Raw genomic sequence first — 21,643 nt, forward strand, 5'->3', positions numbered from 1 at the left:
CGAGGCGTCACCGGGACGTGAGGCGGTCGGCTTGGGCTCATGCGAACGTGGAGTCACCACGACCCCATCATGACGCCCGGCATCCATCCCCGACGTGCGGGCTCGGTGCGAACCCTCCGACGTCCGGCGGGGACCGGTGCCATGATCGGGCATGGGCATCGTGACCCCGGGCTTTCGCGGGCGGCGTCAGGACGACGTGCAGCTACCGCCTGGCCAGTACCTCACCCACGACTTCCCGGTGCTCCAGGCCGGGCCGACGCCACGCGTCGAGGCGGCCGACTGGTCGCTCACGGTGCGCACCGAGACGGGCGAGGAGCATGCGTGGAGCTGGGACGAGCTCCAGGCCCTGCCGCAGGAGACCCCGACGGTCGACCTGCACTGCGTGACGAAGTGGAGCAAGCTCGGCACGTCGTGGCGCGGTGTCTCGCTCGACGTGATCCTCCAGGACGTCGAGACGGCAGCCGATTTCGCACTCGTCACGTCCTACGGCGACTACACCACGAACCTCCCCCTCGAGGACCTGGTCGACGGCAAGGCGTGGATCGTCCACGAGTACGACGGCGAAGCGCTCGAGCCGTGGCACGGCGGTCCCGCGCGTCTGCTCGTGCCGCACCTCTACCTCTGGAAGTCGGCCAAGTGGGTCACCCGGATCGACCTGCTCCTCTACGACGAGCCCGGCTTCTGGGAACAGCTCGGCTACCACGAGTACGGCGACCCCTGGCGCGAGCAGCGCTACGCGGGCGACTGACGTGGCGCCGGTGGCGTGGCAGGCGGCCTACCTCGTGTCGCGCAAGGACGAGACGGCCGACGCGGTGACCCTCGTGCTCGGGGTGCCGGGCTGGCCGGGCCACCTGCCGGGGCAGCACGTGGACGTGCGGCTGACGGCGGAGGACGGCTACTCGACGCAGCGCTCCTACTCGATCGCGGCGCCCGACCACGGCGCCCAGGTCGAGGTCACGGTGCAGGTCGTCGCCGACGGTGAGGTGTCGCCGTTCCTTGCGCGCGAGCTCGCCATCGGCGACCCGGTGGAGCTGCGCGGCCCGATCGGTGGGTGGTTCGTCTGGCACCCGCAGTCCTCGCGCCCGACCCTGCTCCTCGCGGGCGGCTCGGGGGTCGTGCCGCTGATGGCGATGGTCCGTGCCCGGCACGAGGCGGGCAGCACCGCGCCGCTGGTCCTCGCCTACTCGGTCCGCATGCCCGACGACGTCATCTACGCAGACGAGCTCGCCCGTCGCAGCGCGCACGACGAAGGGCTGGCGGTCGAGCTCGTCCACACCCGACGGGCCCCGGCGGGTGACGGGCGACCGGCGGGCCGGCTGTCGCGCGACGAGCTGGTCGGCTGGGTCGATCGGCTGGGGACGGACACTGACGTGTTCGTCTGCGGCCCAACGGGTTTCGTCGACGCCGTCGCCGACACCCTCGTCGAGGTCGGCGTGCCGGCGCGGCTGGTGCGGACCGAGCGGTTCGGACCGAGTGGAGGATGAGATGACTGGCCCACACACCGAACAGGAGCACCCGACGTATGCCGTGCACGACCGACCGCTCGACGGCAACGTCCTCGCGGGAGCGTTGGGCGGGGCGTTGGGGATCGACGTCACGGTCGCCGTCGTCGCGTGCGCAGGCTGCGGGCGCCGACAGGCCGTCGGCGAGCTCGTCGTCTACGCCTCGGCGATGGGGTCGGTCGCGCGCTGTCGGGGGTGCGGGGACGTCGTGCTGCGTGTCGCCGAGGTGCGCGAGGACGTCCTGCTCGATCTGCGTGGCTGCTCGGTGCTCCGACTGAGCCGCTGAGCGCCGTCGGTGCCGCGGCGGCCGTGCCGGTCGGGTGCGGCGGTCGGATGCGTCTGTCGTGCTAGACGAGGTGGCGCGCCTTCTGCGGGCAGAAGGCGGCGACGGAGCGCTCGAGCAGCTCCTGCGACATGGACTTCGTCGCCCCGGTCTGCAGGCGGATCATCCGGGTGACGTCTGCGCCCGAGCCGCCGGGCTCGTCGGAGAGCAGGTCGCAGTAGCCGGTCGCCACGCGCTCCAGCTCGCCCGTGCTCGCGTCCATCCCCGGCAGGTTCAGCGACCCGACGCGATGCTGGGCGGCCCAGTCGAAGAAGTCGTTCTGCTGCGCGTCGCCGCCGTATCCGCCCTCCGCCACCTCGGTGACCCCCGTCTCGCTGGGCATCGTCGCGGGACGGGCGGGTCCGGCGGCGCTCTGGGTGACCCTGTGAGTGCGCAGCGGTCCGTGCCCGCGTACGGCCTCCTGCATTGTGCCGAGTGCGCCGCCGGATCCGGGCTCACCGCTTCTTCCATGTTGGTGGTCGTCCCGTTGCCAACCCTCGGCTGGGAAAGGCGAAGGAGCCCGACCCGCGCGCGCAGGTGGGCTCCTTCGAGGCTGGTGCGGATGGGGGGGTGCGTGCCAGCCGTGGGGGTGTTACAAGAGAGACGTTAGTCAATCTGTGCCCCGGTGTAAGCAGTTTCGGCGAAATTGTCGTCAATATTTCTGTTCGTACCACTCGTCCGGGGTTCTGGCACAGTGACCCGGTGATGTCCGCCAGCACCGAGGCCGATCGCGCAGCGCTCGTCGCCGAGACGCTCGACGTGGCCTCGCGCCTGCTCGGCACGACGCTGACGGCCGCGGCGGCGCCCTTTCCCGGGAGCCGCCGCACGCTCGTGGTGCGGGCCGCCGGGGAGGTCGGCGACGCGTACGTGGTCAAGCGCTACACCGGTGAAGGGGCCGCCGAAACCTACGCGCGTGAGGCGTCGGCCCTGGCCGCGTTGGCAGGCCGCGCCCGCACGCCGCGGCTGCTCGCCGAGTGCGGCGACCCGCGGCTCGTCGTGATGGACGATCTCGGCGACGGCGCCCACCTGGCCGAGGTCCTGCTCGCCGACGACGCAGGTCGCGCCGCGGCCGGGCTGCGTGGCTGGGGCGACTCCGTGGGGGCACTCCACGTGGCCGGCCGCGGCGTCCGAGACGCCTTCGTCGAGGGGGTCGCGGCCCGCTCGGGGGAGCAGCTGGAGCTCGACTACCTGCTGGGGCAGCTGGCCGAGGCCGCCGCCGAGTGGCAGCGGCTGGCCACCGCCCTCGACGTCGAGGTGACCCCTGGCACGTTCGACGTGCTCGAGTCGGTGCCGTCGCGTTTCCGGGTCGATGCCACGAGCCTCTCGGCAGCCGACATGTGCCCCGACAACAACCTCCTCACCGATGCCGGGCTGGCGCTGCTCGACTTCGAGTGGGCGCTGTGGCGACCGATCGCTTGGGACGCGGCGTACCTGCGCGTGCCGTGGCCGACGTGCTGGTGCGCGTGGTCCCTCGACGCGGCAGCCTCCGACGCGGCGTTGGCGCGGTGGCGGACGGCCGTCGTGAAGGTCTGGCCCGAGGTGGCCGGGCCGGACTTCGAGCACGACCTCGACCTGGCCACCGAGGCCTGGGCGTGGCTCGCCGGCAGCTGGTGCCTCGGCCCGCTCGTCGACGGCGCGCCTGCACCGGCCAACCCGGTCAAGCCGATGCCGCGTATGCCGGACCGGACCCTCCGCTTCCTGCGCACCGCCTCGACGGGGCGGGCGATCCCCGAGCTCGCCGACGTCGCGAGTGCCCTCGCCGACGCCGTCACGAGGACGTATGCCGCCGAGCCGGTCCCGCTGGCGCCGGCCTTCACGGGAGGAGGGTTCCGGTGAGCGAGTTCACGGTGCGGAGAGCGACCGCCGCCGACGTCGAGGCCGTCGTCGAGCTGCGGGCGCTGATGTTCTCCGCGATGGGTGTGCCCGGCGTCGAGGCCCACGGCTGGCGCGATGCGGCGGCCGAGTGGCTGCGGCGCGAGCTGGACGGGCCGAACGCGTGCGCCGTGGTCGCGCAGGGCATCGACGGCAGAGTCGTCGCCGCCGCCATGGGGACGCTGCGCTTCGAGACGCCCTCGCCGGCGAACCCCAGCGGGGTGTCGGCGCTCGTCAACAACGTCGCGACCCAGCCGGAGGCGCGCCGTCGGGGACTCGCTCGTGAGTGCGTCGTCGGCGTGCTCGACTGGCTGCGCGACGACACGTCCGCGGGCGTCGTCGAGCTCTTTGCGACGGGCGAGGGCGCCGGACTGTACGAGGATCTGGGCTTCACGCGGACGGCGTGGCCCGCGATGCGCCTGCGCCTGCCCCGCTGACCGGCGCCCCCCTCGACAACTCCGCCGGGGCGGAGAACGTGTGCTGGAGCCGGCCCTCGCCTCAGCCCGCGGGGGCTGCGGGAGCGATCGGCTGCTCGGTCGCCGTCGTGAGCACGCGACCGCAGGTCCACGAGAGCGTGACGGCGGCGGCGCCGGCGACGACCGTGACGGCATACGCCGGAGTGTGTCCGCCCCAGTCGGCGAGCCGTCCGGCGAGGGCGGCCCCGATGGCGTAGCCGAGCCCCGTGGCTGCCGCGAGGGCCGTCATGGCAGCCCCGGTGCGCGACGCCGGCGTCACGCGCTCGCCGAGCGTGAAGGTCGTGATCATGTAGGGCGCGACCGTGAGGCCGAGCACGAGGAGCACCGGCACCAGCGCGGGCAGCGAGCCGACGAGCAGCAGCGGCGCCGACAGCACGAGCAGTCCCACGGCGAACCAGCGCAGGCGGCTCGGGAGCCCGAAGCGTGCCGGCAGGCCCGCCACGGCGAGGCCGGCGAGCACGCTCCCGACACCGAGCAGGGCATGGAAGTAGCCGGTCGCCCCGGCGCTGCCGGCGGCCGTGGCGAGCACCGAGGTGCCGGTCTGCACCGACCCGAAGACGCTGCCGACGAGCACCTGGGCGACGCAGAGCACGACGAGGGCCGGCGTGAGCAGGCGACCGGTGGCGACCGTGTCTCCCGAGGTCGCCGCGTGCGTGACCGTCGCGGTCTCGTGCAGGGCGAACCACGTGCCGAAGACGGCGAGGCCGAGGGCGGCGAGGGCGAGCGCTGCCGTCGGGCTCGCGACCGAGACGCCGAGGCCGACGAGCGCCGGCCCGAGCACGAACGACGCCTCGTCGGCTGCGCCCTCGTAGGAAAAGGCGGCGTCGACGAGCCGGTGCTGGCGAGGTCCCGTGTGGGCGGTGATCGGGCGCCACCGGACGCGCGCGAGCGGACCGATCTGCGGCAGCACGAGGCCGGTGGCCGCGCTCGCGACGGCCGCTGCTCCCCAAGGGAGTCCGGCGTTCACGACGAGCAGCAGGGCGACGAGGCCGGCGGCCCCGGCGAGGGACTGGACGGCGACGACTCGACGCTGGCCGAGCCGGTCGGCCCGAGCGCCCCAGAAGGCCGCGCCGGCCGCGTTGGCGACCGCCAGCGCCCCGGCGCAGAAACCCCCCGCGCCGTAGCTGCCGGTGGCGGCCGACACGAGAAGGAGGGTGCCGAGCTGGCTCATCGCGAGCGGCATACGGGCGAGGAAGGCGACGACGATGTACGTGCGGCCGGTGAGGCCGAAGAGGTGGCGGTACGAGTCGATGGGTGACACGGGGCGGCTCCGGAACTGGTCGCGGGGTGCGCGACGGCGGGTGCGTGCCTACCCGCCCATCAGGCCACGCCGGATCCCTGTGCAGGTCCCATTGTAGGGCGTCCACGAGACCGGCCCGGCCACCGTCGAGGTGGTCCTCAGGCGGGTCGGCCCTCGGTCGGGTCGGACCTCAGTCGCGGACGTGGTGGGCGTGCCGCACCGACGGGGAGAGCCGGTAGACCGCCTCGACGAGCGCGGCGCCGACGAGCCCGATCGCCAGCGACTGCCACAGCAGCGCCGCCGGCGCGTCGAGGTTGAAGAACTGCGCCGCGAGCGGCACCACGAACGCGAGCACCGCCAGCCCCACCATCGCCGCGACGAGCGCCGCCTTCCACGCGAGGAAGGGGCGGGCGAGCACCGCGAGGATCCAGAAGAAGACGGAGAGCAGGGTGATCGTGGCCCCGCTGCCGGGCTGCCAGCACGCGACGTCCGCGACGGTGCGTCCGCCCTCCTCGACGGCGCACCGCGCCGCGAACTGCTCCCGCGGCACGCCGTACCCGCTGCCGGCGAGCAGGTAGGAGGCGATGACCGCCAGGCCCGCGACGGCGCCCGACGGCACGGCGAACCGCAGGATGCGCGCGAGGAAGCCCGGCAGGTAGCGGCGCCGGTTCGGTCCCAGGGCGAGGAAGAAGGCCGGGATGCCGATCGTCACGGCCGACACGAGCGTCAGGTGCCGCGGCAGGAACGGGAAGGGCAGGGTGGCCAGCGCGGCGGCGAGGATCGCCACGAGGCTCATCGCGTTCTTGGCCACGAAGAGGTTGGCGACGCGCTCGACGTTGCCGATGACGCGGCGGCCCTCGGCGAGCACGTCGGGCAGGTGCGAGAACCGCCCGTCGAGCAGCACGAGCTCGGCGACGGCCTTGGTGGCCTGCGCGCCGTTGCCCATGGCGACCCCGATGTCGGCGTCCTTGAGGGCGAGCGCGTCGTTGACGCCGTCGCCCGTCATCGCGACGACGTGCCCGTCGGCCTGCAGGGCGTTCACGAAGGCGCGTTTCTGCTCCGGGGTGACGCGGCCGAAGACGGTCGTGCGCGCGAGCACCTCGCGGAGCACGGCGGGGTCGTCGGGGAGGGTCCGCGCGTCGACGGGCTCCCCGACGTCGAGGCCGACCTCGCGGGCGACGGCAGCGACCGTGACGGGGTTGTCGCCGGAGATGACCTTGATCGCGACGTCCTGCTCGGCGAAGTAGGCGAGGGTGTCGCGGGCGTCGGGGCGCACCTGCTCGGTCAGCGTGACGAGCGCCGCAGGCGTCAGGTCGGGGGGCAGGGTGGGCTCGGTGAGGTCGACGTCGCTGCGGGCGAGCAGCACGACGCGACGCCCCGACGCGGCGAGCTCGGCGACGCGCGCGCGGATCGCCTCGATGACCTCCGGCGGGCTCGGCTGCGGGTCTGCGGCGAGCAGCACCTCCGGCGCGCCGAGCACCCAGGTCGCGTGGGCCGTGAAGCAGGCGGCGCTCCACTTGCGTGCGGAGTTGAACGGGATGGTGCGGGTGCGCTCCCAGCCGGGCGAGGCGAGCACGGCCGCCACGGCCGTCAGGGTGCCGTTGGCGTTGGGGTCATCGGCGAGCGCACCCAGCGCGCAACGGATCTCGTCGCCGTCCTGTCCGGCGAGCGGCTCTGCGTCGTCGTAGGCGATCTCGCCCGCGGTCAGCGTGCCGGTCTTGTCGAGGCAGACGACGTCGACGCGGGCGAGCCCCTCGACGGCGGGCAGCTGCTGCACGAGGACGTTCCGGCGCGTCAGCTGGACCGCCGAGAGCAGGAACGCCACCGACGTCAGCAGGACGAGGCCCTCCGGCACGAGCCCGACCACCCCCGCGGCGGAGCGGATGACGACCTGCTGCCAGCCGTGGTCACCGACGGTGCGCCACTGCGACCAGATCGCGATCGGCAGCGCGGCCGCGATCACCCAGGTGATGTAGCGCAGCAGCGTGTTGATCGACTCCTGGATCTCCGAACGGGTGCGGGTGAAGCGGCGCGCGTCGGCGGCGATCCGGTTGACGTACGCGTCGGCCCCGACGTGGCGCGCGTGGTAGCGCCCCGAGCCGGCGACGACGCTCGTGCCCGACATGATGTCGTCGCCCTCGTCGTGGGGCACCGGGTCGGACTCGCCGGTGAGGTTCGCCTCGTTGAGCTCGAGCCCGGCGCTGCTGAGGAGGGGGCCGTCGGCGGGCACCTCGTCGCCGGTGCGCAGCTCGATGAGGTCGTCCTGCACGACCTCCGTCGTGGGCACGACCCGCACCTGCCCGTCGCGCACGACGCGCGTCGTCGGCGCGTTGAGCAGCGCGAGACGGTCGAGCTTGCGCTTGGCGAGGTACTCCTGGGTGATCCCGATGGCCGAGTTGACGACGAGGACGAGCCCGAAGAGCCCGTCGGCCCACGACCCCGTCACCATGACGAGGACGAAGAGCGCACCGAGGATGGCGTTGAAGCGGGTCAGCACGTTGGCGCGCACGATCTCGCCGACCGACCGGGACGTGCGCTCCGAGAGCCGGTTCACGGCCCCCCGCGCGACGCGCTCGTCGACCTCCGTGGAGGTCAGACCGGACGCCCGTGTCAGGGAGGTGTCCTCGGCGGTGGTCACGCGCCCATTGTCGTATGCCGTCGCGCGGGCCGCCCCGGAATGCGCGGTGCGCGCCCCGAGAGGCGACGGCGCTGCCGGGCGAGGACGGCACCCCTCGAGAGGCGACGACCCGGCATACGGCTTCGGGCAGGTCGCCCGCGGCATACGCTGGCTGCGTGGTGGGGTCGACACCGCGAAGTGGCGAGGTGGGCGAACGCGCCCGACGGGTGGCGTGGGTGGCGCCCGCGGATGTCGTCGACGTCTTCGTCTACGTCGTCGTGCTGGGGCTGGCCGCAGAGCACGTCCCCTCCGTCATGACGGAGTCGTTCACCGTCTCGTTGCTGACGGCAGTGCTGCTCAAGCTCGTGCTCGAGCTCGTCGTGGTGGTCAAGGGCGGCGCCCGGCGCCGGTTCAGCGCGGCGACGACACCGACCGGCAGGCTCGGGTCCGGGCTCCTGCTCTGGCTGGTCCTCGTCGGCAGCAAGTTCCTCGTCCTCGAGGTGGAGGACCTGGTCCTCGGCGACCGCGTCGAGCTGGGCGGCTTCGTGTCGGTGACCCTGCTGATCCTCGCGCTGCTCGTCGCCCGGGCCGGCGTCCGGCGCCTCCTCGGCGTCGGTGACCCCGTCGTGGACGCCCGGGACGAAGCGGACACGCCTGCCTGAGCCGGCGCCCGCTTGTTACTGATCGGTCTACGGACGGGGTCCGGGGCGTTTCTCGGATCGTGGGACGATTGCTCCGTGACTGAGTCGATCCAACGTGCCCGCGCCACCACCGCCTCCTACTCGATCACGATGCGAATCCACACCGGCACCGACCCGGCCGTCATCGGCACGCTCGCGGTCAAGGTCGCCGAGAGCGGTGGCATCACGACGGCGCTCGACATCGTCGACTCGCACCCCGACCGGCTCGTCATCGACCTCACCTGCTCCGCGAGCAACGCCGAGCACTCGACCGAGATCGTCGACGCCGTCGAGACGCTCGAGGGCGTGCGTGTGCACAAGGTCTCCGACCGCGTCTTCCTGCTCCACCTCGGCGGCAAGATCTCCGTCGAGTCCAAGGTCAACCTGCGCAACCGCCAGGACCTCGCGATGGCCTACACGCCCGGCGTCGGACGCGTGAGCCAGGCCCTCGCCGAGCACCCCGAGGACGTGCCGAAGCTGACGATCAAGGGCAACTCGGTCGCCGTCGTCACCGACGGCACCGCGGTCCTGGGTCTCGGCGACATCGGCCCGATGGCGGCGCTGCCCGTCATGGAGGGCAAGGCCGCGCTCTTCAAGCGGTTCGCCGACATCGACGCGTGGCCGATCTGCATCGACACGACCGACGTCGACGAGATCGTGCGCACCGTCGAGCTCATCGCGCCGGGCTTCGGCGGCATCAACCTCGAGGACATCGCCGCGCCGCGCTGCTTCGAGATCGAGGCGAAGCTGCGCGAGCGGCTCTCGATCCCGGTCTTCCACGACGACCAGCACGGCACCGCCATCGTCGTGCTCGCCGCCCTCAAGAACGCGCTGCGCATCACCGACAAGAAGCTCCCCGACGCCCGCATCATCGTCTCCGGCGGTGGGGCCGCAGGCTCGGCCATCGTCCAGCTGCTCCTCGCCGCGGGCGCCACCGACGTCACGGTGAGCGACCGCCCCGGCCTGCTCAACAAGGCCGACGAGTCGCTGACCCCGGCGTGGCGCGAGCTCGCCGAGAAGACCAACCCGCGCGGCCTCACCGGCACTCTGCGCGACGGCCTCCAGGGCGCCGACGTCTTCATCGGTGTCAGCGCCCCGCGCATCCTCGACCCCGAGTGGATCGACGAGATGGCCGACAAGCGCATCGTCTTCGCCCTCGCCAACCCCGACCCCGAGGTCGACATCCACGAGGCGACGCAGCGCGCGACGGTCGTGGCGTCCGGGCGCAGCGACTACCCGAACCAGATCAACAACGTGCTCGCGTTCCCGGGCGTCTTCCGCGGCCTGCTCGACGCTCGCGCCACCGACGTCACGACCGAGATGCTCATCAAGGCCGCCGACGCCATCGCGTCGGTCGTCACCGACGAGCAGCTCAACCCGAACTACATCATCCCGAGCGTCTTCCAGCCCGACATGAGCAAGACGGTCGCCAAGGCGATCGTCGACTGCGTGCCCAAGGCGCCCGCCAAGAGCATCCCGATGACCGGGGCCAACTGAGCGGCAGCTGAGGACGAAAGACCGGATGACGAGCACCACCCACCCCGGACAGCCCTTCCCCCTCGACGGTCGCCGCGCCTGGGCAGTCTGGGCAGCGGCGATCGCCGTCTACGTGCTCGCCGTCTTCCACCGCACGTCGCTCGGTGTCGCCGGTCTCGATGCCGCGGAGCGCTTCGGCATCAGCAGCTCGCAGCTGTCGACGTTCACGATCGTGCAGGTCTTCGTCTACGCGGCGATGCAGCTGCCCGTCGGTGCGCTGCTCGACCGCTACGGCTCGAAGAAGCTGCTCGGCATCGGCCTGACCCTGCTCACGGTCGCCCAGCTCGGCTTCGCGTTCGTCCACTCGTTCGGCGCAGCGCTCGTGTGCCGGGTGCTGCTCGGCATCGGCGACGCGATGGTGTTCATCTCGGTGCTGCGCCTCGTGGCGCTGTGGTTCTCCCCGCGGCGCACCCCGATGGTCACCCAGCTGACGGGCGTGCTCGGTCAGATCGGCGCCTTCGCGTCGGCGGGACCCCTCGCCGCCGCGCTCGACCGGTTCGGATGGACGCCGTCGTATGCCGTCGCCGCCTCCTTCGGTGTCGTCACCGGCATCGCGCTCGTGGTGCTGGTCAAGGACAGCCCGTACGCCGACCGTCACCGTGACGAGCTGCGCCTGCGAGCCGTCGCCCGCACGTTGCGGGCTGCCTGGCTCGTGCCGGGCACGCGCCTCGGGCTGTGGTCGCACTTCACGTCACAGTTCGCGGCCAACATGTTCACGATGCTCTGGGGCTTCCCGTTCCTCGTCGCCGGCCAAGGTCTCTCACCCGCGACGGCGAGCATCCTGCTCATGGTCATGGTCGTCACGACGGTCGTCTCCAGCCCGGTCATCGGCACGTTGACGATGCGCTACCCGTTCTCGCGCAGCACCCTCGTGCTCTGGATTGCATCGGCGGCCATCGTCGCCTGGACCGTCGTGCTGCTCTGGCCCGGACGGGCACCGCTGTGGCTGCTCGTCGCCCTTGTCGTGCTCATCGCCGTCGGCGGTCCCGGCTCGATGATCGGCTTCGACGTGGCCCGCACCTTCAACCCGCCGACCCGCATCGGCAGCGCCTCGGGCATCGTCAACACCGGCGGCTTCGTCGCGACGCTCACCGCCGTCGCGCTCGTCGGTGTGGTGCTCGACCACGTCGCCCCGGGTGGTCCGTCGACGTGGGACGTCGACGCCTTCCGGGTCGCCATGACGGTGCAGTACCCGGTGTGGGCCCTGGGCATCGTGCAGATCCTGCGCTACCGGCACAAGGCGCGCCGGGCCGCCCTCGAGGCCGACCCCGAGGCGTACGCCGCCATGCAGGCCGGCCGCTCCGTCACGTTCCACTGACACCCCCGCCCGAACCGTCGAGTGGCCGGCCCGTGGGGTCTAGCCTGCTCGGGAGGAGGCGAGATGGCGACGTGGGCCGACGTGGACGATCTGGCCCGTCGGCTGCCCGGAGCGGAGCTCGGAGTCGCGCACGAGGGGTCGCCCGCCTGGCACGCCGGACGGCATACGTTCGCCCGCCTGCGGTGGGACGACGAGGGACGCGAGCTCGTCCAGGTGTGGACCGGCGAGATGGACACGGCGCTGGCGCTCGCTGGTCGACGTGACACGTTCGTGCGGATCGACACCTTCCGCTTCCGCGTCACGATGTGGGCCCGGCTGGACCGACTCGACCTGCGTGAGCTCGCCGAGCTGCTCGTCGAGTCCTATGACATCCGCGGCGGACACCGGCGACGCGGCGCAACCGGCCTGGCCGACCTCCTGCGCAACACACCGTGAAAGCCGCAACCCACCGGGATCGGATCCCGGTGGGTTGCAACCTGTTCGGTGTGTTGCGCTCGTGGGGGCTGAGGGACTCAGGGGCGGTCAGGCGTCGCCGACGGTGAGGGCCTCAGCCTCCGTGCGCGAGGTGACCGGCTCGGCCCCGTGACCGGGTGCCTCGTCGAGGGCGCCGATGACGCGGCGTGCCGTCGACAGCACGACGACCGCGAGCACGACCGCGACGGAACCGACCCAGAACGGCAGGTGGATCGACTTCTCGCCGAGGTTGCCGGCCAGCCACGGGGCGACCGCGCCACCGCTGAAGCGGACGAAGCTGTATGCCGCCGACGCGACGCCGCGCTCGACGGGAGCGACCTTCATGACGGTCTCGGTGATGAGGGTGTTGTTCACGCCCAGGAAGGCGCCGGCGAGGATGACGCCGACGACGAGCACCGTCTTGTTGTCCGTCGCGACGGCCATCACGGCGAGGATGACGGCGAAGCCGAGCAGGGCTCCGACGATGCCGGCCATCGTGCCGAACCGGCGCTGCACCATCGGCGCGACGAAGACCGAGGTGATGGCGAGAAGCAGGCCCCAGCCGAAGAAGATGAAGCCGATCTCGTGGGCGCCCATCGCGAGGGGGAACGGCGTGAACGCGAGCAGCGTGAAGAACCCGAAGTTGTAGAGCAGCGCGGTGAGGCCGACGGTGAGCAGTCCCCGGTGCCCGAGGGCCTTCAGGGGCGCCGCGATCGAGGTCGGGCGGGCGGCGGCCGGGGTGGCCGGGAGGGTGGTCACGGTGGCGATGAAGGCGACGGCCATGAGGACGGCGACGCCGTAGAACGGCCAGCGCCACGAGATGCCGCCGAGCCAGCCGCCGAGGAGCGGGCCGGTCGCGATGCCGACGCCGAGGGCGGCCTCGTAGAGGATGATCGCCTGCTTCACCGAGCCGGACGCCGCGCTGACGATCGTCGCAAGCGCGGTGGCGATGAAGAGGGCGTTGCCGAGGCCCCAGAGGGCGCGGAAGGCGACGATGCCGCCGACGGTGTCCTGGCTGCCGGCGAGGGCAGAGCCGACGATGATGAGGGCGAGGCCGAGCAGCAGGGTGCGCTTGGCGCCGACGCGGCTGCTGACCCAGCCGGTGCCGAGCATCGCCACGCCCATGACGGCGAGGTAGCTCGTGAAGAGGAGGGAGACCTGCGACGGTCCCGCGCCGAGCTCGTCGGCGATCGGCTTGAGGATGGGGTCGACGAGGCCGATGCCCATGAAGGAGATCACGCAGGCGAAGGCGATCGACCAGACGGTCTTGGGTTGGCGCCACATGGGGGTGGTCATCCGTCCTTTCGGGTGGGGTGGGGGACAGGGGCGTCCGCCGCGGCGGCGAGCAGCTCGTTCATGACGTCGATGGCGACGCGTACGCGGTCGAGCGCCGGGCCGTCGAGCTGGTCGAGGGCGGGGGACAGGACGGCCAGCCGCGCGAGGCGCACGCTGTCGAGCGCGGCGTGGCCCTCCTCGCTGAGGCTGACGAGCGTGGCCCGGGCGTCGTCGGGGTCGGGCGCACGGTGCACCCAGCCCGCCGCCTCGAGGCGGTTCAGCTGGGTGGTCGTCGTCGGCTGGCTGCTGTGGTCGGCGGCCGCGAGGGTGCTGACGCGCGAGGGCCCGAGCTCGTCGAGGAGGGCGAGCAGGCGGGCCTGCGCGAACGGCACGTCGAACGACGCGTGCCGGCTGGCCCAGCGCGAGAGTCGCGCGGCCGAGCGCAGCAGGTCGTTGCCCAGGGTCGTCGGAACGGTCACCCACGCAATTTACATAGATAATCTATGCATATCAACTCAGGCCGTGACGGAGCGTTCTCTCGATCGGGCTGAGTGGCTGAGGAGGGTGCGCGAGGGGTCGGGACGTGACGGAGTGTTCTCTCGATCAGCAATCGAGAGAACACTCCGTCACGAGGCGCTCAGGCGAGCTGGCGCAGGACCTCGTCGGCGATGTCGGCGAGGTGGTCGAGGTCCGACAGGTCGAGCACCTGGAGGTAGACGCGCTCGGCCCCGGCCTCGGCGAACGTCCCCAGCCGGTCGACGACCTCGTCGGGCGAGCCGGTCAGGCCGTTCTCGCGCAGCTCGTCGACATCGCGCCCGATCGCGTCCGCGCGGCGTCGCAGGGTCGCGTCGTCCTTGCCCAGGCACACGACCTGCGCCGCCGAGTAGGTCAACGACGACGGGTCGCGACCCGCCTCGCGAGCGGCGTCGCGCACCCGCTCGAAGAGGTGGCCGGCCTCGGAGGGCGACGTGAACGGCGCATTGAACTCGGCGGCATACCTGATGGCGAGGGCAGGGGTGCGGCGTGCCCCGCCACCGCCGATGATGATCGGCACGCCGCCCGTCTGGGTCGGCTTCGCGAGGGCCGGCGAGTTGCTGACCGGGTAGTGGGGCCCGTCGTGGCTGAACGTGGCGCCGGGCTCGGTGGCCCAGAGGCCGGTGATGACTGCGAGCTGCTCCTCGAGACGGTCGAACCGCTCGCCGAGCGGCGGGAAGGGGATCCCGTATGCCGTGTGCTCGGCCTCGAACCAGCCGGCGCCGAGTCCCAGCTCGACGCGTCCGCCGCTCATCTGGTCGACGCCGGCGACCTGCACGGCGAGCGGCCCGGGCAGGCGGAAGGTGGCGGAGGTGACGAGCGTGCCCAGGCGGATCGTCGAGGTGTCACGCGCGAGGCCGGCGAGAGTCGTCCACGCATCGGTGGGGCCGGGGCCGCCGTCGCCGCCCATGTGGAGGTAGTGGTCGGAGCGGAAGAAGCCGCCGAAGCCGAGGTCCTCGGCGGCTCGCGCGACGGCGAGCAGGTCGTCGTAGGTGGCGCCCTGCTGGGGCTCGGTGAAGATGCGGAGGTCGAGGGTCATGCCCCTGCAACCACGGGTCAGGCGCGGACAATCCCGTCGACGACGACCTCGAGCATCGGGCGGACCTCGATCTCGGCCCGGCTCGTGTCGGCCACGCTCGCGACGCCGCTCACGAGGCGCATGACGTTGGCCGCGTCGACCCCGGGGCGCAGCTCGCCGCGCTCGTCGAGGTGCTCGATGACGCGACGGTTGGCCTCGCCCATGACGCGGCACTTGCGGTACATCGGCGACGCCGGGTCGTCCATGGCCGCGCAGATCTTCGTCGCGGCACCCCGGTGCAGGGTGATGTGGTCGATGAAGTGCTCGAACCAGTCGAGCAGCATCGCGGGGGCGGGGGCGCCGGAGGCGATGGCTGCCTCGGCGTCGGACGCGACCCGGTCGGTCCAGTCCTGCATCAGCGCGTCGACCAGGGCCTCGCGGGTGGGGAAGTGGCGGTAGAGGGTGCCCGGGCCCACGCCGGCGCGCTTGGCGATCTCGTCGAGGGAGGCGTCCGTGCCGCGTTCGGTGAAGACGATCCGGGCTGTCGCGAGGATCTTGTCGTAGTTGCGGCGGGCGTCGGCGCGCATCGGCCGGGCAGATTTCTGGGGAGCTTCGGTGGAGTCTGTTGCCAGCGAATTCGCTTCTGTGGCAACGGAACTCGGCGACGATTCCAGCGTCGCCTTGCCGGTGGCGGCAGGCGTCACGAGAAAACTCCCTTGCTAAAACGGAGACTGTCTCCGTATTGTGGGTCAGGCAGAACCGGAGTGGTTCTCCGCTAATCGTAGCGCCGACCGTCGTCAAAGAGGAGTCGAGCACCCATGACAACCACCATCCGCCCCACCCGACAGGCCCTGCGCATGCACATGTCGCACCTGGCGACCACCTACCGCGCACCGCTCGTCAGCCGCACCCCCGGCGGGACCGGCACCGCCTCCCGCCCGTCGGGCGCTCCCCGCACCCGTGCCACCGCCTTCACCCCGATGGCGCCCGAGGGCGTCGACCAGGAGAAGCCGCGGCACCAGGTCCACACCCAGATCCAGGCCCAGCTTCAGCCCAACACCCCGGAATCCTGAGGTTCCCGATGTCCACCAGCACCACCCAGGCGCCATCCGGCGCCACCCCACGCACCTCGTCCGACCCGTCCGCCGCGCCAGGTGCTGCGGCCCCGAGCCCCCGTGCAGCGCGCCGGGCCGCGGTCGGCGTCGGCATCGTGCTCGTCGCCCAGCTCATGCTCGTGCTCGACGCCACCGTCGTGAACGTCGCGCTGCCACACATCCAGACCGACCTCGGCTTCTCGCCCGCCGGCCTGTCGTGGGTGCTCAACGCGTACACCCTCGCCTTCGGCGGACTGTTGCTCCTCGGCGGTCGTCTCGGTGACGTGCTCGGGCGGCTGCGCACCTTCGAGCTCGGCCTCGGCATCTTCACCGTCGCGAGCCTCCTCGGCGGCCTCGCGACGTCGCCCACCTGGCTCATCGCCGCGCGCACCCTGCAGGGCGTCGGTGCGGCACTGGCAGCCCCCGGCGTGCTCGCCCTCGTGACGACGAGCGCCCCGAACGAGGCGGCCCGCAACCGTGGCCTCGCCCTCTTCACGGCCGTCTCGTCCGCGGGCGCGTCCATCGGCCTGCTCCTCGGCGGTGTCCTCACCGACTTCGTCAGCTGGCACTGGACGCTCTTCGTCAACGTGCCGATCGGCGCTGCAGTCCTCCTGCTCGCCCGACGCTTCGTCACCGAGACGCCCCGCATCCGCGGTCGTTTCGACGTCGTCGGCGCGGTCACGGCCACCCTCGGCTCCGTCGCGGTCGTGCACGGCTTCATCAGTGCCGCCGAGCGCGGCTGGACGCCGCCCCTGACGTTCGCCTCGTTCGTGGTCGGAGTCGCCCTGCTCGGACTCTTCGTCCGCACCGAGAACCGCGTCGCGGCGCCGCTGCTGCCGCTGTCGCTCGTGCGCAACCGCACGCGCGGGGGAGCCCTCGTGCTCATGGCGCTCGTCGTCGGCGCGCAGTTCTCGACGTTCTTCCTCGTGACGCAGTACCTCCAGCTCGTGCTCGGCTTCAGCCCGGTCGCGACCGGTGCCGCGTTCCTGCCGCTCAGCCTCGCGATCTTCGCGACCTCGCGGGTCAGCGCCCGCCTCGTCGCCAAGGTCGGCCCCCGGCCGATGCTGCTCACGGGCACCCTGGGTCTCACGGCGAGCTTCGTGTGGCTCAGCTCGATCTCGACCACGAGCACGTATGCCGTCCACCTCCTGGGTGCGCTGGTGCTGAACGGCGTCTCGGCCGCCCTGGTCTTCATGCCGGTCACGGTCGTCGTGCTGGGCGGCGTCGAGCGGTCCCAGGCCGGCACCGTTTCGGGTTTGCTCCAAACGGCGCAGCAGCTCGGGGGAGCGGTGGGACTGGCGGCGATCGTGAGCGTGTATGCCTCGCAGTCGGTCCCGGGCCAGTTCGTCCCGGGCGTCGAGCCGGCGTTCTACACCTCGGCGAGCTTCACGCTCGTGGCCCTGCTCGTGGCGGCGGTCGTGCTCCGGCCGCGCCGCGAGACGGTCGCGGTCGCAGCAGCGGCCGAAGGTGCCGAAACCGGCTGACCCCCGCCTCCCACACCAAACGCGGCGTTCGCGCGCAGGGTCTTCGTCAGGTGGCGGCTGCGGCGACGGAGATGCCGACCGCGACGAGCGCTGCAGCGCTGAAACCCTCGATCGCGCGAGTGGCTCTCGGTCGTGAGAGGAGCCCGCGGCCGCGGTGGGCGAGCTGGACGCCGACCATGTTCCACAAGCCGGCCACGAGGGTCCACAGCGCGCCGAGAGCGAGCGTCGTCATGGCAGCAGCGGAGCCCGGCGCGACGAACTGCGGCAGCACGGAGGCCGCCGTCACCGGGCAGCGCGGGTTGGCGAGCGAGGTGGCCGCCGCCGACCGGAAGCTGGCCCGCCCTTCAATCGAGAGAACACTCCGTCCCCTGCCATCGGAACGATCCGTCGGCTGGAACGGCACGGAGTGTTCTCTCGATTGTTCGGTGTGCGCCGGTTCGGGGCGTCGGAGCACCCGCAGCCCAGACCACAGGCCGTTCGCGACCAGCAGGGCGGCGCCGGCGACCTGGAACCACACGAAGGCCTGCGGGTGCTGCGTCGCCAGGCTACCGAGCCCCACGGCCACCGCCGCCGACCAGGCGAGGATGCCGATGCTCGTGCCGGCGATCGCGGCATACCCGCCGTGTCGCCCGTGCGCCACCGTCTCGCGCAGGACGACGAGGTTGTTGACGCCGGGCACGAGGACGAGCGACACGGCGACGGGCAGGAAGGCGAGGAGCGCGGCTGCGATGGTCATGTCATCGAGTCTTCGCTCCACAGGGATGTCAGTGAAGTCACATCGATGAGTCAGAGCATTAACATCAGTTAATGCGGATCGAACCGGAACAGCTGCGCATGCTCGCCCTCGTCGGCGCCCACGGCTCCCTGGCTGGGGCGGCCGCCGAGCTCGGTCTCACCCCTGCGGCCGTCACCGGTCAGGTGGCTCGGGCCGAACGCCAGTGGGGCGTTCCGCTCGTCGTCCGAGGCTCTCGTGGAGCCCGCCTCACGGACGCCGGGGAGGCGCTGGCGGCGCACGGTCGCGAGATCGACACCGTGTGCGAGCTCGCCGAGTCGCAGATGTCGGGCGCCCTGACCCGGACCTCCCGACGGCTGCGCATCGGGACCTTCATGTCTGCGGCGCTCCGGGTCCTGCCCGAGGCGGTCACGGCCCTGCGACACCGGCACCCGGAGGGCGACCTCTCCATCGTCGAGGGCACGAGCCCCGACCTGTTGGAGCGCGTCGCAGCGGGCGAGCTCGACGTCGCCGTGATCGGCTCCTACGGCGAGGAGCCGACGCTGCCGGCTTGGCTGACGGCGACGCGCCTCTTCCGCGACCCCCTCGTGCTGTGCCTGCCGAGCGACCACCGGCTCGCTGCCACGGCGGCGGGCCGACGGGTCCGGATGAGCCAGCTGCGCGGCGACCGGTGGATCGTGATCCTCGCCGGGCAGGCCGCACGCGACCAGTTCGACACCGCGGCGGCGTCGGCCGGTGTCGAGCCGAGCATCCAGTTCGAGACGGAGTCCTACGACGTCGCGCAGGCGCTCGTCGCCACCGGGCTCGGGGTCGCCGTCATCTCGCAGATGGCGGCACGGGCGATGCCCGGCATCACCCATCGCGAGCTCGAGCGCCCGCGCCTGCACCGCGAGCTCTGGGCCGTCCACTCACGGGACACCCGGCTGACACCCCTCGTCGTCGAGTTCGTCGACCTTGTCGGTCAGGTCTGCGGCGAGCTCACCGACCGCTGGGCCGGCACGCCCCTGTCCCAAGTCGTCGCCGCCCAGTCCTGATCTGGCGCCCGTCAGACGCTCAGGTCAGCCGTTCGGTCGCGCTGCGGGCCAGCCCTGCCATGTCGACACCCCCAAAGGTGCGCGCTGCTCCTTGGGCGACCTCCTTGGTCACGACCACCAACGCGACGCGGTTGCCTGATCTGGCGACGACGAGCTTCTCGATCCTCGTCACACCCTCGTAGCCGCCCAGGTCCATGGTGAAGGTCCAGGCATACGCTTCGTCCGGGGCCGGCACGCGCACCGAGGCGAGTTCCGAGACCGCGATGAAGCCGGGGTTCGGCTCCCCGGGACCTCTGGGGTCGCACGTGTCTCGCCAGGAGACCAACGCGCGAAGCACGGCATCTGCTTGTGCCGGTGTGCCGGTCTCGACGACCGCTTCGGCTCCGGTCAAGGTGCGGCTGGCGACGGTGGAGTAGCGGGTGCCACGGACCCCCGCCATCGCACCGAGGCTGCGATCCTGACACCTGCTGAGCGTGCGCAGCACCTCGGCCGAGGCGACGGAAGGCAGGCCGGCCTCCCGCCAGTCGTTCAATCTGAGCAGAGCCTGGCTGATCGGTCGCGGTGGCGGGGCGGTGGTGGCCGGGGTGCGGGTCGGTGGGAGTGTGATGCGGGTCGTGATCGGTTCCGCCGTCGTGGTCGGGACAGCGCTCGGCATGCCTGAGCCCGCCGGCGACGTGCTCTGAGTGGGGAGTGAGACTGCGGGAGTGCCGGCGCGGCCAGAGCTCCCGACGATCTGACCGTCTCCGGGCCAGAAGTGGCTTGCGGCGGCGCCGGCGGAGATGCCGGTGAGGCAGGCCATCGTGAGGGTCAGAGCGACGGCTCGTCTGCCCAGAGCGGAGCGTGTCACCTGGGAGCGGCCTCGGAGCGGGGGTGGCTCGCCACTCACGGCAGCCGGGCCGCGGCCGAGTCCGCAAGGGAGTCACGGTCGATCCCGCCCAGCTGGGCGGTCGAACCCGAGATCAACACGACCGAGACGAACGCTCCGGAACGGAGCACCATGACGATCTCAGGCGACGCCCCTTGTCGGGTGGGTGTCATCGTCCACGTGACGACCGACGCGCCACTGACCACCATCCGGCGCAGCGGTGAGGACGTCCACGGGCCCGAGGGCGCGACCGTGTGAGCGTCGCAGGTCGCCCTCGAGGCAAGTGCGCCCTCGACCGCGCGCTTGGCCTGGCCGCTGGTGGAGAAGCGCGCGGTCAGCTGCCCGGCGTACGCATGCTGATCGCGGTAGTAGGCGTCTCCACGGAAGAAGGAGCGGGCGCCCACCGCCGCCTCGAGGTGGGGGTCGCACATACCGAGGACTGCCTGTCCGTAGCCAGGACTCGCAGAGTAGTCAACGGGTTTGCGTGGCAGGCCTGCACGGGCGAACTCACCCGCGGTGAGCAGGGAGCTGATGTCCCACGCGGGCGAGTAGATCGGTCTCGACGAGAAGGTGGGGGTGGTCTGGGCCGACGTCGGCGTGGGGGTGGGCTTGGCTGAACTCGTAGGTGTGATCGGCTCTGCCGCCGTGGTGGGGACCTGGCTCGGTGCCGCCGGTGCCGCCGGTGCCGCCGGTGCCGCCGGTGTGGTCGGGGGCGCCGGGGTCGACGAGGCAGGCGTCCCGTCGCCCACCGACGTGGAGGCCGCCGAGGGAGGGAGCGGGGCCGATGCCCTGTTGGCGGCGACACCTGCGGCGCTGCCCGCCAGCCCGGTGGACAGGACGGTCACCAGGATCGCGACTCGGGATTTCACGGGCGGTCTGCTCCTCGGTGGGCGGTCGGCGGGGGCGCGAAGGGCGCTCCACCCCACCTGATGCACGCCGGACCTGTTTGGTTGTCGCGAGGTGACTCGACTCGGGCTGGCCGCCCGCGGCGCCCCGTCATCCCTGCTGCTCGACGAGCCGCTGGCGCACGAACGCCCGTGCGTCGTGGATGCGCGCCTTCACGGTGCCGAGCGGCACGCCTGTGGCCCGGGCGATCTCGTCGTAGGGCAGGGTCCCGAGGTCGCGCAGCACGAACGCCTCGACGAGGTGCGGCTTCTCCGACTCGAGCGCCTCGAGGGCCTCGAGGAGGTCGACCCGTGACCCCGCGATGACGCTCGTCGTACGCGGGTCCGCACGTTCCGGGATCGTCTCGACCGTGCGCTCCGAACCCCGGCGCTTGAGCGTGCGGTACGTCGTTCGCGCACTGTTCGACGCCACCACCGACACCCAGCCGGCGAACGACCCGGACCCCGAGAACGTGTGCAGCTTGGTCGCGACCGCGACCAGGGCGTCCTGGCAGGCCTCCTCGGCATCGTGCTGGTAGGGCAGGAACTTGCTGACGCGCCGCATGACGAGCGGCTCGAGGCGCCGCAGCAGGTCGTCCATCGCCCCGTGCCGGCCGTCGACCGCGGCAACCCGCAGCCTTTCGAGCTCCTCCGCCTCCGCCGTCTCGGTCGTGCTGACGCCGTCCATGGTCCTGCCCCCTGTAGC

The 21,643-nt window shown here is 72.1% G+C and carries 24 protein-coding genes; 13 read left to right on the forward strand and 11 right to left on the reverse strand.

The window, feature by feature from the left end; all coding sequences use genetic code 11:
• The first annotated feature begins 151 nt into the window (after positions 1-151).
• The 3 genes from ACYVNR_RS15350 to ACYVNR_RS15360 are packed head-to-tail and all read left to right on the forward strand — an operon-like array spanning position 152 to position 1,788.
• On the forward strand, positions 152-748 hold the full coding sequence (locus ACYVNR_RS15350) for a molybdopterin-dependent oxidoreductase (protein ID WP_458801791.1): 597 nt from the start codon (positions 152-154) through the stop codon (positions 746-748).
• Between the two features lie 10 nt (positions 749-758).
• Positions 759-1,484, forward strand: coding sequence for a ferredoxin reductase (locus tag ACYVNR_RS15355; RefSeq protein ID WP_461049106.1), 726 nt, complete (start codon positions 759-761; stop codon positions 1,482-1,484).
• Position 1,485: 1 nt separating this feature from the next.
• Positions 1,486-1,788 (forward strand): DUF6510 family protein, encoded by a 303-nt coding sequence (locus tag ACYVNR_RS15360; protein WP_045187245.1) that lies wholly within the window; start codon positions 1,486-1,488, stop codon positions 1,786-1,788.
• 61 nt (positions 1,789-1,849) lie between these two features.
• Here ACYVNR_RS15360 and ACYVNR_RS15365 read toward each other — a convergent pair whose 3' ends face one another.
• A complete protein-coding gene (locus ACYVNR_RS15365) occupies positions 1,850-2,167 on the reverse strand; it encodes a hypothetical protein (RefSeq protein WP_461049108.1) in 318 nt (105 codons plus the stop codon).
• A 362-nt stretch (positions 2,168-2,529) separates the two neighbouring features.
• Here ACYVNR_RS15365 and ACYVNR_RS15370 point away from each other — a divergent pair, with 362 nt between their 5' ends.
• Complete coding sequence (locus ACYVNR_RS15370) at positions 2,530-3,660, forward strand: hypothetical protein (RefSeq protein ID WP_461049110.1); 1,131 nt, start codon at positions 2,530-2,532, stop codon at positions 3,658-3,660.
• On the forward strand, positions 3,657-4,133 hold the full coding sequence (locus tag ACYVNR_RS15375) for a GNAT family N-acetyltransferase (protein WP_458801783.1): 477 nt from the start codon (positions 3,657-3,659) through the stop codon (positions 4,131-4,133). Before ACYVNR_RS15370 ends, ACYVNR_RS15375 begins: the two co-directional genes overlap by 4 nt.
• Before the next feature lie 61 nt (positions 4,134-4,194).
• Here the strand turns inward: ACYVNR_RS15375 and ACYVNR_RS15380 are convergent, their stop codons facing one another.
• Entirely contained in the window at positions 4,195-5,433 is a 1,239-nt protein-coding gene (locus ACYVNR_RS15380) for an MFS transporter (protein ID WP_461049113.1), read from the reverse strand.
• 169 nt (positions 5,434-5,602) lie between these two features.
• The gene (locus ACYVNR_RS15385) at positions 5,603-8,050 is read right to left on the reverse strand and encodes an HAD-IC family P-type ATPase (RefSeq protein ID WP_461049115.1); all 2,448 of its coding nucleotides are present in this window, start codon (positions 8,048-8,050) and stop codon (positions 5,603-5,605) included.
• A 155-nt stretch (positions 8,051-8,205) separates the two neighbouring features.
• On the opposite strand from ACYVNR_RS15385, the gene ACYVNR_RS15390 reads away from it, so the two are divergent.
• From ACYVNR_RS15390 to ACYVNR_RS15405, 4 genes are all read left to right on the forward strand, one after another.
• Positions 8,206-8,691: a hypothetical protein gene (locus ACYVNR_RS15390; protein WP_458801779.1), complete on the forward strand. Its 486-nt coding sequence runs from the start codon at positions 8,206-8,208 to the stop codon at positions 8,689-8,691.
• Between the two features lie 75 nt (positions 8,692-8,766).
• Positions 8,767-10,206, forward strand: a complete 1,440-nt coding sequence (locus tag ACYVNR_RS15395) for a malic enzyme-like NAD(P)-binding protein (protein WP_461049117.1) — start codon at positions 8,767-8,769, stop codon at positions 10,204-10,206.
• Between the two features lie 25 nt (positions 10,207-10,231).
• On the forward strand, positions 10,232-11,563 hold the full coding sequence (locus ACYVNR_RS15400) for an MFS transporter (protein ID WP_461049119.1): 1,332 nt from the start codon (positions 10,232-10,234) through the stop codon (positions 11,561-11,563).
• Between the two features lie 63 nt (positions 11,564-11,626).
• Positions 11,627-11,998: a hypothetical protein gene (locus ACYVNR_RS15405; protein ID WP_461049121.1), complete on the forward strand. Its 372-nt coding sequence runs from the start codon at positions 11,627-11,629 to the stop codon at positions 11,996-11,998.
• An 87-nt stretch (positions 11,999-12,085) separates the two neighbouring features.
• Here the strand turns inward: ACYVNR_RS15405 and ACYVNR_RS15410 are convergent, their stop codons facing one another.
• From ACYVNR_RS15410 to ACYVNR_RS15425, 4 genes are all read right to left on the reverse strand, one after another.
• Positions 12,086-13,312, reverse strand: a complete 1,227-nt coding sequence (locus ACYVNR_RS15410; RefSeq protein WP_461049123.1) for an MFS transporter — start codon at positions 13,310-13,312, stop codon at positions 12,086-12,088.
• Entirely contained in the window at positions 13,309-13,770 is a 462-nt protein-coding gene (locus ACYVNR_RS15415) for a MarR family winged helix-turn-helix transcriptional regulator (RefSeq protein WP_461049125.1), read from the reverse strand. The genes ACYVNR_RS15410 and ACYVNR_RS15415 overlap by 4 nt, the downstream gene beginning before the upstream one ends.
• A 158-nt stretch (positions 13,771-13,928) precedes the next feature.
• The gene (locus ACYVNR_RS15420; RefSeq protein ID WP_461049127.1) at positions 13,929-14,864 is read right to left on the reverse strand and encodes an LLM class F420-dependent oxidoreductase; all 936 of its coding nucleotides are present in this window, start codon (positions 14,862-14,864) and stop codon (positions 13,929-13,931) included.
• Positions 14,865-14,881: 17 nt separating this feature from the next.
• Positions 14,882-15,430, reverse strand: a complete 549-nt coding sequence (locus tag ACYVNR_RS15425) for a TetR/AcrR family transcriptional regulator (protein ID WP_045187223.1) — start codon at positions 15,428-15,430, stop codon at positions 14,882-14,884.
• Between the two features lie 231 nt (positions 15,431-15,661).
• Between ACYVNR_RS15425 and ACYVNR_RS15430 the strand changes: the two genes are divergently transcribed.
• Positions 15,662-15,916: a hypothetical protein gene (locus ACYVNR_RS15430; protein ID WP_461049129.1), complete on the forward strand. Its 255-nt coding sequence runs from the start codon at positions 15,662-15,664 to the stop codon at positions 15,914-15,916.
• A gap of 8 nt (positions 15,917-15,924) precedes the next feature.
• The gene (locus ACYVNR_RS15435; protein ID WP_461049131.1) at positions 15,925-17,421 is read left to right on the forward strand and encodes an MFS transporter; all 1,497 of its coding nucleotides are present in this window, start codon (positions 15,925-15,927) and stop codon (positions 17,419-17,421) included.
• Between the two features lie 46 nt (positions 17,422-17,467).
• Here the strand turns inward: ACYVNR_RS15435 and ACYVNR_RS15440 are convergent, their stop codons facing one another.
• Entirely contained in the window at positions 17,468-18,157 is a 690-nt protein-coding gene (locus ACYVNR_RS15440; RefSeq protein ID WP_461049133.1) for a LysE family translocator, read from the reverse strand.
• Positions 18,158-18,228: 71 nt separating this feature from the next.
• On the opposite strand from ACYVNR_RS15440, the gene ACYVNR_RS15445 reads away from it, so the two are divergent.
• The gene (locus ACYVNR_RS15445; RefSeq protein ID WP_461049135.1) at positions 18,229-19,188 is read left to right on the forward strand and encodes a LysR family transcriptional regulator; all 960 of its coding nucleotides are present in this window, start codon (positions 18,229-18,231) and stop codon (positions 19,186-19,188) included.
• 19 nt (positions 19,189-19,207) lie between these two features.
• Here ACYVNR_RS15445 and ACYVNR_RS15450 read toward each other — a convergent pair whose 3' ends face one another.
• Positions 19,208-19,672 carry a hypothetical protein gene (locus ACYVNR_RS15450; protein WP_461049137.1) on the reverse strand — a complete coding sequence of 155 codons (465 nt, stop codon included), beginning with the start codon at positions 19,670-19,672 and terminating at the stop codon, positions 19,208-19,210.
• On the opposite strand from ACYVNR_RS15450, the gene ACYVNR_RS15455 reads away from it, so the two are divergent.
• Entirely contained in the window at positions 19,662-19,871 is a 210-nt protein-coding gene (locus ACYVNR_RS15455) for a hypothetical protein (protein ID WP_461049139.1), read from the forward strand. The two genes, ACYVNR_RS15450 and ACYVNR_RS15455, sit on opposite strands and share 11 nt — an antisense overlap.
• Positions 19,872-20,070: 199 nt before the next feature.
• Here ACYVNR_RS15455 and ACYVNR_RS15460 read toward each other — a convergent pair whose 3' ends face one another.
• The gene (locus ACYVNR_RS15460) at positions 20,071-20,484 is read right to left on the reverse strand and encodes a hypothetical protein (protein WP_461049141.1); all 414 of its coding nucleotides are present in this window, start codon (positions 20,482-20,484) and stop codon (positions 20,071-20,073) included.
• Positions 20,485-21,049: 565 nt separating this feature from the next.
• Positions 21,050-21,625, reverse strand: coding sequence for an RNA polymerase sigma factor (locus tag ACYVNR_RS15465; protein ID WP_461049143.1), 576 nt, complete (start codon positions 21,623-21,625; stop codon positions 21,050-21,052).
• Positions 21,626-21,643: the final 18 nt, after the last annotated feature.

The sequence above is a fragment of the Terrabacter koreensis genome, from assembly GCF_054783315.1.